13 protein-coding genes and 1 pseudogene are annotated in these 13,596 nt (G+C 57.8%); 2 read left to right on the top strand and 12 right to left on the bottom strand.

What is annotated here, in order from left to right:
• The first annotated feature begins 129 nt into the window (after positions 1 to 129).
• Both lexA and ACGHEN_RS06015 read left to right on the top strand, forming a co-directional pair.
• Complete coding sequence (gene lexA / locus ACGHEN_RS06010) at positions 130 to 774, top strand: transcriptional repressor LexA (RefSeq protein WP_147324160.1); 645 nt, start codon at positions 130 to 132, stop codon at positions 772 to 774.
• Positions 774 to 1,478, top strand: a pseudogene (locus ACGHEN_RS06015) (heparan-alpha-glucosaminide N-acetyltransferase). The gene lexA and the pseudogene ACGHEN_RS06015 overlap by 1 nt, the downstream one beginning before the upstream one ends.
• On the opposite strand, the gene hflX reads toward ACGHEN_RS06015, so the two are convergent.
• The 12 genes from hflX to ACGHEN_RS06075 form a co-directional block, all read right to left on the bottom strand.
• Positions 1,463 to 2,752: a GTPase HflX gene (gene hflX, locus ACGHEN_RS06020; protein WP_390398100.1), complete on the bottom strand. Its 1,290-nt coding sequence runs from the start codon at positions 2,750 to 2,752 to the stop codon at positions 1,463 to 1,465. The pseudogene ACGHEN_RS06015 and the gene hflX sit on opposite strands and share 16 nt — an antisense overlap.
• Positions 2,752 to 3,690, bottom strand: a complete 939-nt coding sequence (miaA, locus tag ACGHEN_RS06025) for a tRNA (adenosine(37)-N6)-dimethylallyltransferase MiaA (protein ID WP_117564293.1) — start codon at positions 3,688 to 3,690, stop codon at positions 2,752 to 2,754. Before miaA ends, hflX begins: the two co-directional genes overlap by 1 nt.
• Positions 3,690 to 5,060, bottom strand: a complete 1,371-nt coding sequence (gene miaB, locus ACGHEN_RS06030; protein WP_390398104.1) for a tRNA (N6-isopentenyl adenosine(37)-C2)-methylthiotransferase MiaB — start codon at positions 5,058 to 5,060, stop codon at positions 3,690 to 3,692. The genes miaA and miaB overlap by 1 nt, the downstream gene beginning before the upstream one ends.
• 64 nt (positions 5,061 to 5,124) lie before the next feature.
• Entirely contained in the window at positions 5,125 to 5,442 is a 318-nt protein-coding gene (locus ACGHEN_RS06035) for a stage V sporulation protein S (RefSeq protein WP_118079896.1), read from the bottom strand.
• Positions 5,443 to 5,516: 74 nt separating this feature from the next.
• A complete protein-coding gene (locus tag ACGHEN_RS06040; protein ID WP_390398107.1) occupies positions 5,517 to 6,602 on the bottom strand; it encodes an ATP-binding protein in 1,086 nt (361 codons plus the stop codon).
• Position 6,603: 1 nt separating this feature from the next.
• A complete protein-coding gene (gene rny, locus ACGHEN_RS06045; protein WP_390398110.1) occupies positions 6,604 to 8,154 on the bottom strand; it encodes a ribonuclease Y in 1,551 nt (516 codons plus the stop codon).
• 258 nt (positions 8,155 to 8,412) lie between these two features.
• Positions 8,413 to 9,105 carry a regulatory protein RecX gene (locus ACGHEN_RS06050; RefSeq protein WP_390398113.1) on the bottom strand — a complete coding sequence of 231 codons (693 nt, stop codon included), beginning with the start codon at positions 9,103 to 9,105 and terminating at the stop codon, positions 8,413 to 8,415.
• Positions 9,106 to 9,116: 11 nt separating this feature from the next.
• Positions 9,117 to 10,265: a recombinase RecA gene (gene recA, locus ACGHEN_RS06055; RefSeq protein ID WP_329738093.1), complete on the bottom strand. Its 1,149-nt coding sequence runs from the start codon at positions 10,263 to 10,265 to the stop codon at positions 9,117 to 9,119.
• Between the two features lie 257 nt (positions 10,266 to 10,522).
• Entirely contained in the window at positions 10,523 to 11,038 is a 516-nt protein-coding gene (locus tag ACGHEN_RS06060; RefSeq protein WP_329738094.1) for a CinA family protein, read from the bottom strand.
• A gap of 27 nt (positions 11,039 to 11,065) precedes the next feature.
• The gene (pgsA, locus tag ACGHEN_RS06065; RefSeq protein WP_118079882.1) at positions 11,066 to 11,704 is read right to left on the bottom strand and encodes a CDP-diacylglycerol--glycerol-3-phosphate 3-phosphatidyltransferase; all 639 of its coding nucleotides are present in this window, start codon (positions 11,702 to 11,704) and stop codon (positions 11,066 to 11,068) included.
• A gap of 9 nt (positions 11,705 to 11,713) precedes the next feature.
• Positions 11,714 to 13,063: a 30S ribosomal protein S12 methylthiotransferase RimO gene (gene rimO, locus ACGHEN_RS06070; RefSeq protein ID WP_390398116.1), complete on the bottom strand. Its 1,350-nt coding sequence runs from the start codon at positions 13,061 to 13,063 to the stop codon at positions 11,714 to 11,716.
• 26 nt (positions 13,064 to 13,089) lie between these two features.
• On the bottom strand, positions 13,090 to 13,587 hold the full coding sequence (locus tag ACGHEN_RS06075) for a YajQ family cyclic di-GMP-binding protein (RefSeq protein WP_390398119.1): 498 nt from the start codon (positions 13,585 to 13,587) through the stop codon (positions 13,090 to 13,092).
• Positions 13,588 to 13,596 lie beyond the last annotated feature (9 nt).

The raw sequence follows: 13,596 nt of genomic DNA on the forward strand, positions 1-13,596 counted from the left end.
TTTTATCAAGCCGCGGGGACAAAAAAGTCTAGCGCGGGAACGAGTGTTCGGTTATTATTATCTTCGAACAGTTGTTCCTGTCAAGCAAAAATAGAACATTTGTTTGGTATGGGTAGAGAGGAACCCCTGATGGCTCGCAAAATTACCAAGCGTCAGCAGCAAATTTACGACTTCATCAAGGAATATCAGCAGGAGAAGGGCTATCCGCCCAGTGTACGCGAGATGGCTTCGGCTGTGGGCCTTTCCTCCCCTAGCACCGTACATGCGCACCTCTCCGCGCTGGAAGCACGCGGCCTGCTCAAGCGTGACGCCACCAAACCTCGCGCTCTCGAGCTCTTTGACGAGGACGGATCTTCCGTCTCCATCTCGAAGTCCGATGAGCCCACGGTGCCCCGCGGCACCGTATCGCTGCCTCTCGTAGGCCGTGTCGCCGCAGGGATTCCCATCCTTGCCGAGCAGAATATCGAGGACACCTTTACCATCCCAACCGAGATCGCAACAGAACAGGGGTCCTTTATCCTCGAGGTCCACGGCAATTCGATGATTAACGTCGGCATCTATAACGGCGACTACATCATCGTTCGCGAGCAGAAGAGCGCCATGAATGGCGAGATTGTCGTGGCCATGATCGATGGCTCCGCAACAGTCAAAACATTCTATAAGGAACAGGGACGCGTTCGCCTGCAGCCCGAAAACGACACTATGGAGCCTATCTACGCGACAAATCCCACGATTCTAGGCAAGGTCGTCGGTTTGATGCGCCGGTTTTCGTAATGCAAAAACGCATCACGGTCTTTGATACCATTCGCGGGTTTACCATGCTGTCGATGGCGGGATTTCATGCCTGCTACGACCTTGCCTACCTATATGGTTGGAAGATGCCCTGGTTTACCCAGACCATCTTCCAAGACATCTGGCGAGCCAGCATCAGTTGGGTATTTTTGTTTATTGCCGGCTGGATGTGCACCCTCTCGCGCAACAACATCAAGCGTGCCGCCAAATATGCCGTAGCCGCTTTGGTCGTATGGGTCGCAACGACGCTCGTCTCAGTCGATGACTCGGTGAACTTCGGCATCATTTTCTGCATGGCGGCGTGCACCGCCATTGTTGCACTCGCGCGCCCGGTTCTCGATAGAATGCCGGCAGTTTAGGGTATAACGATTTGCCTCATACTCTTTGCCTGTACCTGGAGCATTCCTAAAGCGGTCTACCCTATCCCCTATCTAGCTTGGCTGGGGTTCCCAAGTCCAGACTTTGTCTCCGGTGATTACTATCCGCTCATACCCTTCTTATTTATGTACCTCACAGGCTTCTTTGCCGCGCGCACGGCTCAGAAAGCAAACTGCGAGGCACCAGCATGGGCCTATGAAAATCCCATCCCGGCGCTCGCAAGCCTCGGACGCCATGCACTGCCGTTCTACCTGCTTCATCAACCGGTTATCTTGGGTGTACTGGAGCTGATTTATTCCGTTCGGTAACGCTCAAGACGTGGTGCGATACGGTCCGGAAGCTTTGCCACAATACGAACGCCGTCCTCGAGGTATTCCTCGTGCAGAAGGGTTCCCTGTTCGTGCACGAGCGTGATTAACGCGCCCTCTCGATACGGGATATCGGCCGAGAGCAACACGTCCGTGGCGGCCGCTTCACGAGCGATGCGGTCGACTAAGTCATCAAGACCCTCACCCGTCTGAGCCGAGAACAGCACCGCCTCGGGATAGCGCCGGCGAAAGCTCAAGCGATCGACGCTATCGAGCAGATCAATTTTATTGAACACGGTAAGCGTCAAGCGCTCACCGGCACCGATCTCGTCAAGGACACGATCAACCGCCTCAAGCTGACGCTCGTAATCCTCATCGGAAGCATCCACAACTTTAAGAATCAAATCGGCGCCGAGCACCTCAGAAAGCGTAGATTTAAACGCGTCGACCAGGCCATGGGGCAGCTTTTGAATAAAGCCGACGGTATCGGTGATCGTCATGCCACGGCCACCGGGCAAACGGTACGAGCGCGTTGTAGGATCGAGCGTGGCAAACAGCTTATCCTGCGAAAGTACCGTGGATCCCGTCAAACGATTAAGCAACGTCGACTTGCCGGCATTGGTGTAACCAGCCAGCGCCACGCGAAACGCCGACGATTCAATACGGCTTTTCGATTGCACATCGCGACGTTGCTCAACCTGTTTCAGTTCGCGTCGAAGCGCCGCGATCTTATTGCGAATCAGGCGACGGTCGACCTCGAGCTGGCTTTCGCCCTGGCCAAAACGCGATCCAATGCCGCCACGCGTCTGTTCCTTTGCAAGATGGCTCCACATACCTCGCAGACGAGGCAGCAGATACTGCAACTGTGCCAGCTGAACCTGTAAGCGGCCCTCACGCGTCTGGGCATGCAGGCCAAAGATATCCAAAATCAACGCCGTACGGTCAATAATCTTGACCGGTTCGCCCACGGCTTTCTCAAGATAGGACTGCTGTGAGGGCGTCAGGTCGTCGTCGAAGATAACAACATCCGCATCCATGCGATGCACCAAACCGCACAGCTCCTCGACCTTGCCGGAGCCGATAAACGATTTGGGATAGGGCTTGACTAGGCGCTGCGACAAGCGCGCCACGCATTGAGCACCAGCAGTGTGGGCCAGACGCTCAAGCTCATCGAGCGAACGGTCAAGCGGCCAGGCATTATCGCGCCACTCAACACCAACCAAGATGGCGCGCTCGGGTTCAGGAGCCGTGGGGACCAAAGGGAAACGAGCCATTAGACAGCCTCGATGCGACGATAAATATCTTCGACGACCTCATCGATCGTGAAGTCATCCATATCGAACCACACAATACGATCGTCACGCTTAAACCAGGAAAGCTGGCGCTTGGCATAGCGACGGGAGCGAATCTTGATAAGCTCACGGGCCTCATCCATGGTAATAGCGCCACGCAAGGCATCAATAATCTCTTTGTAACCGATTGCCTGCATCGATGTGAGTGCATCACCCAAGCCCTGGTCCAAAAGGCCACGGACCTCATCAACCAGTCCCTGCTCAAACATAAGGTCGACTCGCAGGTTAATGCGCTCATAGAGCACTTCACGGCTACGCGTCAGACCAAACCACAAGGCATGATAACGCTCGCGCGGGACGCTGAATTTCGACTTCTGCTCGGCATACGACACACCGTCATCATGCATCTCGAGCGCACGAATCACACGACGCACGTTATGGGGATGAATCACGGCAGCAGATTCCGGATCGCGCTCGGCAAGCAGGGCATGCAGCGCCTCCTCGCCAATACGCTCGGCAAGTTCCTGATAGCCCGTGCGGCGTTCGTCCTCGAGTTCTCCCGAAGGAAAATCCATTTCATCGAGTGCAGCCTTGAGATACAGGCCCGTACCGCCGCAAAAGACCGGAAGACGTTGCTCGCCAAGCAAACGCTCGATATGCGCCCGGGCATCCGTCTGATAGAGCGCAGCTGAATACGCGACGCCCGGATCCACGATATCGACAAGGCGCAGGGGCACCGAGCACTCCTCGGGCATCATCTTGGCCGTACCGATGTCCATGCCACGATAGATTTGCATCGCGTCACAAGACAACACTTCGGACGAAAGACGAGCGGCCAGGCGGTCGGCAACATCGCTTTTGCCGACCGCCGTCGGACCGACAATCGCTACGGCAGAAAGGCTTGCACCGGTGGAAATCATTAGCGAGGCTCGCCCACGACGGAGCCAGACAGATACCACGTTTTGGCGACATCAATATCAACGTCGACGATTTTGCCGACGAGCTGATCGATGCTATAGCCAGCGGGAATCGGCGCATGCACCGTCTGGTTCTTGGGGCTTTTCCCCAGAAGAACAGCGTCGTTCTTCTTGCTCGTACCCTCAATAAGCGCAGGCACCACGGTGTGAAGCTCGCCCTGGTTATACTCATGAGCCGTCGTCTCGATAACCTTGACCAGACGGTTAAAGCGCTCAAGGATAACCTCATGCGGGGTGGGATCATAAATCTCAGCTGCCGGGGTACCGGCGCGCTTGGAGTAAATAAACGTGTAGGCCTGGGCATAACGAACCGTCTCGGCAAGCGAGAGCGTCTGCTCAAAGTCTTCCTCGGTCTCGCCCGGGAAGCCCACGATGATGTCGGTCGAAAGCGCAATATCGGGCATACGGTTACGAATACGATCGACCAGACCCAGATAATCCTCGCGCGTATAACGACGATTCATCTCTTTAAGGATGCGCGTGGAACCCGACTGAACGGCCAGGTGGAGCTGCGGCATGACGGCAGGTGTCTCGGCCATGGCGTCAATGGTCTCAGGCAGCAGATCCTTAGGATGCGAAGAGGTAAAGAAAATACGCTCGACGCCCGTATCGCCCACAGCGCGCAGCAAGTCGGCAAAGCGCGGCTTGCCAAAGAGATCGCGACCGTAGGAGTTCACGTTTTGGCCCAGAAGCGTAATCTCGCGCACGCCCTGACGCACGAGCCCGGTCACCTCGTCGACAATCTCTTCGAAGGGACGGCTCTTCTCGCGACCACGGACGTATGGCACGATGCAGTACGTACAAAAGTTGTTGCAGCCCGTCATGATGGGCACCCATGCGTGATACTGCGTCTCGCGATGCCACGGCATACTCATGGCGTCGGTATCCTCATGCTCATTCGTACGGATATGGCGCTTGCCATCCAAAAACGCCTCGGCAATGAGCTCGGCCACGTGCGCAATAGAATGGGTGCCAAAAATGACGTTGACGTTATCGACGTTGGTGAGCAAGCCCTCGCCATCTCGTTGGGCGATGCAGCCGCCCACGGCGACCACGCGCTTACCCGAAGGCGAAGTAGGAAGGCTCTTGCAGGAATTGCACTGACCATACAGGCGCGTATCGGCAGCCTCGCGTACACAGCACGTCATGAACACGACAATATCGGCATGCTCGGGATCGAGCGCCATAAGACAGCCAAACGAATCGAGCAGGCCACTCACGCGCTCGGAGTCGTGCTGGTTCATCTGGCAGCCGAATGTGCGGATAAAGTAGGTTTTACCGGCAAGAATATCGCGTACGGAACGCTGGTCCATGAGCTTACATCCTAACGATGGTATCGACGGGCGCATAGGTGCTACGAGCGTGCAGATGGCTCGCTTACGCAACAGGCTTGACGTCGTCCATGACGACATTATCCATAGCAGCCCGATTAATCTGGTGAACGTAGATAGAGAGACGAATTGCCGTGCGCGACTCTCCGTTAATGAGAATGTCGGAGAACACCGGCGCGCAGGAGACATCGAAGCCGGTCGGAATCAGAAAGCCGCGCGCAATGGCGACGGCCTTGATGGCCTGGTTGACGGCGCCAGCGCCGACGCATTGAATGTTGACGGGGACGCCATCTTTGACCATGCCGGCAATGGCGCCGGCAACGGACGCGGGCGATGATTTGCTTGATACCTTCAGGCAATCCATGAAGAAACTCCTGCGTTTAAAAGTACGTTTTAACTGCAATAACTGTATCGTACCGAGCGGACTCGGTAAAGATTTTATTCCTCTTTGGCAAGATCGAACGTCACCGTGATGCGATCACGCGAAACGCGAATCTTAGGGTCGCCGCACAGATTGAGGTAATACCGGGCGGCAAGGTCGTTAAAGTCACGCTCGACAGCACGCGAAAACTGCGCCATGTCATCCTTGGCGATGCGAAGGCCTCGACGGTCCTTGGCAAGATCGACGGGAGCCGGCGCATGCGAGGTGGAATCGCGCTCGCGCAGCAGACGCGCGGTCACGCCGCGGACGGGCTTAATCTGTCCCGACAGAATACGGTGGGCAGTGCGCTCGGACATCTCGAGACCCAGCCCGGAGCAGATCCGGATAAAGTCCTCGGCATCAGAGGCAAGGCCCAAACGATCGATAACCGGAAGCTCGCACTCGTCATCGATAAAGAGCAAGCGCGACGTATCGAGACGGCTCGAAGCCTGAGCGTACAGGGTCGCAGCAATCTCGGACGGAGAGCCCAGATACACATCGCAGCCACGCAGCTCCTCAAGGGCAAACTCGCACGCTGCGCGAATGATGTTATGGGGTCCACGAGCGCATACATAGCGACCGTCTTCGTCTTTAACCGCCTGAGGCCAGCTCGACTGGTCGGCGCGCTCGCTCAAGCGATCGGTGGCAACGCACACCTTAAACGCAGAACCCAAATCGACGCCCGATGTAACAACGCGTGCCTCATCCGTGTTCTGCTTGATAGAGAACAGCGCCATACCACGACCGTGAACACCCCAACGGTCCATTTTCATGCTCTCAAGCTTGGAGGTGACACGGGCATCGAAGATACGCTCCTGCATGTCCTGCGGCACACCCGAACCGTTATCCAGGAAGAGGAGGGTGCGAACACCCTCCTCCTTGGTCGTGGCGAGATAGACCTTATCGGCTCCGGCATCGCGAGCATTACGCAGCATCTCGATGACAATGTCCTCTACATGCTGAATGTCATGCTTGGCCTGACGGCGCTCGGCCTCCGAAACGCGGAGGCGGACATACCCCTCGCCAAGGTTTTCCTCGACGCGAAGGTTGCCCTCTCCCGACATCGACGCGATAAATGAGATGAGCTCGTTCGCGTCGTTCATGTTATTTAGCGATATCGACGGCACGGCTCTCGCGAATCACGACGACGCGCACCTGACCGGGATACTCCATCTCTTCCTCGATCTGATGGGCGATATCGTGCGCAAGCACCGTGGACTGGGCATCGGAGATCTTGTCCGGCTGAACCATGACATGAACCTCGCGACCGGCCTGCATGGCATAGGTACGCTCGACGCCGTCGTGAGAGTTGGCAATCTCCTCGAGCTTCTCAAGGCGCTTGATGTAGTTCTCGGCCGACTCGCGACGGGCGCCGGGACGAGAAGCGGAAACGGCATCGGCAGCCTGGACCAGAACGTCGAGCACCGTGTTGGGGTCGACATCGGCATGATGGGCCTCGATCGCGTGGACGATAACGGGCTTCTCGCCATAACGGCGGGCAAGCTCGGCGCCAATGACAGCATGCGGGCCCTCAACATCGTGGTCGATGGCCTTGCCCAGGTCGTGCAGAAGGCCGGCGCGCTTGGCGGTCACAACATCCAGACCAAGCTCGGAGGCCATAACGCCGCACAGGTCGGAGACCTCAAGCGAGTGTTGCAGCACGTTCTGACCAAACGAGGTGCGGTAGCGCAGAGCGCCCAGGGTCTTGACGATCTCGGGATGCAGGTCGTGGATACCGGTATCGAAGGCGGCCTGCTCGCCGGCCTCGCGCACACGCTGCTGAACCAAGTCGGCGGCCTTGTGGTACATCTCCTCGATGCGAGCGGGGTGAATACGACCGTCGGCAATGAGATTCTCGAGCGCCACACGAGCAGTCTCACGACGGACCGGATCGAAGCTCGAAAGCACAACGGTCTCGGGGGTGTCATCAATCACGAGGTTGACACCGGACACCTGCTCAAAGGTGCGGATGTTGCGACCCTCGCGACCGATGATACGACCCTTGAGGTCATCGGAGGGAATATGCACGGAAGTGACGGTGACCTCGGCGGTATGGTCGGCGGCGCAACGCTGAATCGCCAGGGAGAGAATCTCCTGAGCGGTCTTGTGGCACTCGGCGCGGACCTGCTGCTCGGACTCACGGATGATGGTGGCCGCCTCGTGGGTAACCTCGCCGCGGACCTTGTCGAGCAGCTCCTTGTGAGCGTCCTCGCGCGTAAGGTCGGCAATACGCTCAAGCTCGGAAGTCTGCTTGGCGCAGAGCTCCTCAAGCTCGCGAGAGCGCTTCTCGACCTGACCGGCCTGGCTGGACAATTGATGCTCGCGTTTATCGAGCGCATCGTTGCGGCGATCGAGCGATTCCTCGCGCTGCATCACACGATTTTCGAGCATGCGAATCTCGCTCTTACGCTGCTTGTCCTCGGCCTCAGCGGCCTGCTTGTTCTTGATGATCTCTTCCTTGGCCTCGAGCAGAGCCTCTTTTTTGAGGGTCTCGGCCTGACGCTTTGCATCACCGATCAGGGACTCTGCCTGCGCGTGTGCCGACTGGATCTTTTCGTCGGCCTCGTGAAGACTACCCTGCTTGGCGGTGCGCATGTAGGCAATGGCGGCGATGGCACCCAAAACGAGGCCAACGAGCGCTGCAATGATAGGCATGCTCACTCCTTTTTATGGATTCGTTACACAACAAAGCGAACCGTCCTTACGAACGGCTCGCGACATTTGAGTAATATGGGCGCAGCTTATGCGGGTCGGATACAGATAAACATATAAACAAACTCATCACAGATGAGCACATATCACAAAGCAAATGACGGTATTTATCCTACGTTGAACCGCAACAACTGTCAAATAAACGCACCCGGCACGGCGCCAATCGAGCGGAGAACGGCAGGGGCGTAACGGGTGCTATGCTTACACGGCGCACTCCTCGCTTAAGGCATCGAGACGTGCCTTAACGGCATCGGCGGCGATGTGATACGAAAAACCCTTACCCATCAAAAACCTGACGAGCTTTTCGAATGCACGGACCTCGGGGGCGCGACGTTTAGCGAGCAAGGCCGAAGCGCGGGCCAAGTCGTCATCCACGGCAAAATATGCCTCGGGATACCCGGGGATATCGTCAAGCACGACATGACGACGCTTGAGCTCAACCTCGATCTTGCGCTGTCCCCAGCCGCGACGTTTGCGCTCTTCGATAAAGTACGAGCAAAAACGGTTCTCATCCAAAAAACGATACTCGGTCGCACGAGCAACGGCAAAATCGATCGCGGGCTGTCGAAAGCCATAGCGCGCCAACTTATCGCGCACCTCGCCCGTGGCATGATCACGGCGCGAAAGCATCTCGGTCACCATGGTGAGTGCACATTTACGTTCGATAAGCTGCACCGCCTCGCGAAAGTCATCCCAATCACAGGGAAGATCGGGGCGGTTTTTAACGTACAGGCGCGCCACGCGCACGGGAATCCAAATGGAACGTTCAAAACCGCCCTCAAGATCGCAATCGATATACGCGCAGGGCTTTTTAGACGCATAACCGTTCGAGAACGAGGAGGCCGCCTTCTTATCGGGAAAGACGACCGTGGCGTCGGTCACCGTATACGACATGTCGGCATCCGCTACTCGTCGTCATCGTCGAGCATTGCGGAGCCATCGATGGCGTACAGCTCATCAAACTCCTCGGGGGCGGGCTGGCCGGTCAACTCAACCTCGGAGGGGGCATCATCGTCATACTCAAGGCCGCAGGCAAGGCGAACCTTGTGCTCGATCTCGTCAGCGCAATCGGGATGCTCACGCAGGAATGTCTTGGCGGCCTCGCGACCGTTGCCGAGCTTATCCTCGCCATAGGCAAACCAGGACCCCATCTTTTTGCAGATGCCGCACTCGACGGCCATATCCAGAATCGAGCCCTCTTTAGAGATGCCGGTGCCATACATGATGTCAAATTCGGCCGAGCGGAACGGAGCGGCCACCTTGTTCTTAACAACCTTGGCACGCACGCGATTGCCGATAACCTCGTCCTTGAGCTTGATGGTATCGATTTTGCGAATATCGATTCGTACGGAAGAGAAGAACTTGAGCGCGCGGCCGCCCGTGGTGGTCTCGGGGTTGCCGAACATGACGCCGATCTTCTCGCGCAGCTGGTTAATGAAGATGCAGGTCGTGTTGGACTTGGAAAGCGAGCCGGCGAGCTTGCGGAGCGCCTGGCTCATCAAACGAGCCTGCAGACCCACCGTCGTGTCACCGATCTCGCCCTCGATCTCGGCACGCGGAGTCAAGGCGGCAACAGAGTCGACGACGATGGCGTCGATGGCACCGGAGCGCACAAGCATATCGACAATCTCGAGCGCCTGTTCACCCGTATCGGGCTGGGAAATCAAGACCTCATCGATATCGACGCCGATGCGCGCGGCATAGGTGGGATCAAGCGCGTGCTCGGCATCGATAAATGCCACAACGCCGCCCATGGCCTGCGCCTCTGCAAGAATCTCGAGCGAAAGCGTCGTCTTACCGGAGGACTCGGGGCCATAAATCTCAACGATACGGCCACGCGGCACGCCGCCGATACCCAAGGCGGCATCGAGCGCCAGAGAGCCCGTCGGAATAGCTTCGACCTCGAGCTCGGGACCACCGTCGCCATACCTCATAATAGAGCCCTGGCCGAACTTCTTCTCGATCTCGGCCTTGGTGGTGGCGATCATCTCGTCGCGCTCTTTGCCCGTCGTGCGTGCATGAACGGTACGTACGGGACCTGAATTCTTGGCCATGAATAGCCCTCCTCTTAACAACCTGAAACGATAATAAACGAACGGCTGTTCGTGGTCAACCGTTCAGATTCATCATATGCACCTGACCATTCCAAAACCCGACCAAACGCCGACCAATCACCGACCAAACGCTTGACCGCGCCAATCACAAATACGACTGCTCGAACAAATTTAGGCCATATACCAGCGCAAACACCAATACCGTCAAAGGTCCCTATCTCCACAATTAAGGGGCCCTAAGGCCCCTTAAACCACGTCTATTCCATAGAATTGAGCACGCGGACAATGCACTCCAAAGCCTCCGCGACCGCATAGGCCCGAACGCACGACCGATCGCCCTCATAATGACAACGTGCAGACTCGACAACCGGCGCTCCCCCATCGGCCGCGCGATACGCCCAGCCAATATAGAACGTGCCGGCAGGGTCTTGCTCGGTGCCACCACCGGGCCCAGCGTAGCCCGTTGCGCTTACGGCAATATCGCTCTGATAGAGTTCAAGCGAGCCCGCGGCCATCTCGCGCGCCGTCTGATGCGACACGGCACTAAACCGATCGAGCGTTTCCTGCTCGACGCCGAGCACGCGATGTTTGATCTCATCGCAGTAGGTCACCGCACCACCACGAAGCACCGCCGAGGCACCCGGGATATCGGCAATCGTCGAGGCGATCATGCCCGCCGTCAGCGACTCCGCCGTCGACACCGTCACACCACGGGCACTCGCGCGCTCGACAATATCGCGCGCCAACTCCTCGTTGTTTGCGGCGATCTGCAAATAAGACTCCGTCATACCCACCAGGACCTAGACCGAAAAGACGATCTTACGGCAGTTCCAGAAGTACTGGGCACCCGAGACAATGGTCAAAATCACGGCGATGACGTACAGGAAGCGCGACACCGAATAGACACCGAGCAGCAGCGACACCGGCCCCAGCTGAAGACCGGCCATCGCAAAGACGCACAGATAGCCGCAGATAGAGACCATCGTGGTCGCCGTCTTATACTTGCCGAGCTTATCGGCGGCAACGACCACACCGGCAGCACTTGCGACCATACGAAGGGCGCTCACCAACAGCTCACGGAACAGGATAATGAACACGGACCACACGGTCACCGCGCCAAAATCCAGGAACAGCAGCAGGGCCGAGAACACCAGCAGCTTGTCGGCGATGGGGTCCAAGAACTTGCCGAAATCGGTGATCTCGTTGCGCGAGCGTGCCAGATAACCGTCGACCTTATCGGTGCACGACAGGATCACATACAGAATGAAGGCGGCGGCTGCAAGCGGACCGTCGAAGGTGCTCCAGTCCGTACCGGCAACGCTCGCGTGAGACAGAGCCGAGACGATCATGAACACCGGGATAAAGACGATGCGAACGCACGTCACGATGTTGGCGGGCGTCCAAACACTCGTCAGTTCCTTATTGCTCTCGTTTGCCACAACGCTCTCCTACTCCACAACATGACCGATAAGCTCATAGCAGAAGCTATCGGTAAACTCGACAGTCAGAATATCGCCCACGGACGCCTCGCTGGCATCCAGATGCACCGCGCCATCGGAATCGGGCGCCTGGAACCAAGCGTGACCGATCAGCTCGGCGCCGTCCTCGGTCTCCTCGATGCCATCGACGATCACCTGGGCGCGCTCGCCCACATGGGCCGCCGTGGCGGCAAAACCGAGCGACTCGGCCAGATCCATGGCCTCCTGGGCGCGCTCGAGCTTGACCTCCTCATCGACCTGGCCCTCCATCTTGGCGGCCAGGCTGCCTTCCTCACGCGAGTAGGCAAAGACGCTCGTGTAGTCAAAGCCGACGGTGTCCATAAAGTCGATAAGATCGCGGAACTCGTCGTCGGTCTCGGTCGGGAAGCCAACCATGGCCGTGGAGCGAATCACAATACCGGGGATGCGCTCGCGAAGGTCGCGGAACAGATCCTCGAGCTCCTGGCGCGAACCGGAGCGACGCATGGCCTTGAGGATGCGCGCATCGCAGTGCTGTACGGGGATATCGATATAGGGCAGCACCTCGGGCGTATCGCGAATCGTCTCGATAAGCTCGTCGGTCATGCCCTCGGGCTGCAGATAGAGCACGCGGACCCAGACGTTATGCGGGCGCACAGCCTCGGCGACGGCACGCAGCAGCTGCGCCAGATTGCGCGGCGAGCCCTCGGCGACGTCCTCGTCGGCAAAGTCGGTGCCCCAAATGCCTGTGTCCTGGCCGATCAGCACGATCTCGCGCACACCGCCGGCAACCAGGTCACGCACCTCGGAGATAATGCTCTCGGCATTGCGCGAATGATAGCGACCGCGAATATAGGGGATCATGCAGAAGCTGCAAAAACGATTGCAGCCATCGGAAATCTTGACGTAGGCAACGGCACCCTCGACGGTACGCTTGACCTGCGGGATATAGGCCGCGATCTCGCGCTCCACGCCCAGTACGCCATCGATGACAGAGACGATACCGTCTTCCTCATCGGCCTTCACAAAGGCCGCGACCTCGGGAAGCTCGTCGGGCAGGTCGTCGCCGTAACGAGACGGCACGCAACCGCACATGACGATGGGGCATGCGCGAACGCCGTCCTGCACCTCGTTAGCGAGCTCGAGCGTGGTCTCGATACTCTCGGACGTCGCCGAGGCGAGAAACGAGCACGTGTTGACGATAGCGATATCGGCATCCTGCGGATCGAATGCCTCCTCATAGCCCGCGGCGGTCAGCAGCGAACGCATGCGGTCGGTGTCAACCTCGTTCTTAGCGCACCCGAGGGTGATGTAGAGCACGGAGCCCAAAGGTGTATCCATGTTGGAGAACGGTCCTTTCGAGTAAGTTAGCGGTAGTTGGTAAACTGCAGCGGCTGGCCGTAGTCTTGGTCGCGCAGGAACTGGATCACGGTCTGCAGCGCGTCCTTAGAGGCCGAGGAAACGCGCAGTTTATCGGCCTCGATGGTCACCTTGACCTTGAGTTTTTGATCCTTGATGTCCTTATTGATCTTCTTGGCGGTCGCCTGGTCAATGCCCTCGACGATATGGCCGAGCACGCGCACGGTACCGCCCGAAGCCGCCTGCGACGCGTCCCAAGAGACAGCCTTAAGATCGATGCCGCGCTTGATGAGCTTAGAGCTCAGCACGTCAATGATCTGCTTGGAGACGAAATCGGCCGGGGCATTGATTGTAAAGAGCTTGTCGCCCTTCGAAAGCTCGATGGTGGCGCCGGAGTCCTTGAGGTCATAGCGCTGAGAGATCTCGCGGGTGGTCTGTTGGAAGGCGTTATCGACCTCCTGCATATTGACCTCGGACACAACGTCGAAGCTGGAATCTTTAGCCATGGTTCTTCC

The organism is Collinsella sp. i06-0019-1H4, assembly GCF_042849575.1.
Lineage (GTDB): Bacteria > Actinomycetota > Coriobacteriia > Coriobacteriales > Coriobacteriaceae > Collinsella.

Coding starts and splice junctions, on each gene's coding strand:
- lexA (WP_147324160.1), top strand. CDS start 130: ATGGCTCGCAAAATTACCAAGCGTCAGCAGCAAATTTACGACTTCATC.
- hflX (WP_390398100.1), bottom strand. CDS start 2,752: ATGGCTCGTTTCCCTTTGGTCCCCACGGCTCCTGAACCCGAGCGCGCC.
- miaA (WP_117564293.1), bottom strand. CDS start 3,690: ATGATTTCCACCGGTGCAAGCCTTTCTGCCGTAGCGATTGTCGGTCCG.
- miaB (WP_390398104.1), bottom strand. CDS start 5,060: ATGGACCAGCGTTCCGTACGCGATATTCTTGCCGGTAAAACCTACTTT.
- ACGHEN_RS06035 (WP_118079896.1), bottom strand. CDS start 5,442: ATGGATTGCCTGAAGGTATCAAGCAAATCATCGCCCGCGTCCGTTGCC.
- ACGHEN_RS06040 (WP_390398107.1), bottom strand. CDS start 6,602: ATGAACGACGCGAACGAGCTCATCTCATTTATCGCGTCGATGTCGGGA.
- rny (WP_390398110.1), bottom strand. CDS start 8,154: ATGCCTATCATTGCAGCGCTCGTTGGCCTCGTTTTGGGTGCCATCGCC.
- ACGHEN_RS06050 (WP_390398113.1), bottom strand. CDS start 9,105: ATGTCGTATACGGTGACCGACGCCACGGTCGTCTTTCCCGATAAGAAG.
- recA (WP_329738093.1), bottom strand. CDS start 10,265: ATGGCCAAGAATTCAGGTCCCGTACGTACCGTTCATGCACGCACGACG.
- rimO (WP_390398116.1), bottom strand. CDS start 13,063: ATGGATACACCTTTGGGCTCCGTGCTCTACATCACCCTCGGGTGCGCT.
- ACGHEN_RS06075 (WP_390398119.1), bottom strand. CDS start 13,587: ATGGCTAAAGATTCCAGCTTCGACGTTGTGTCCGAGGTCAATATGCAG.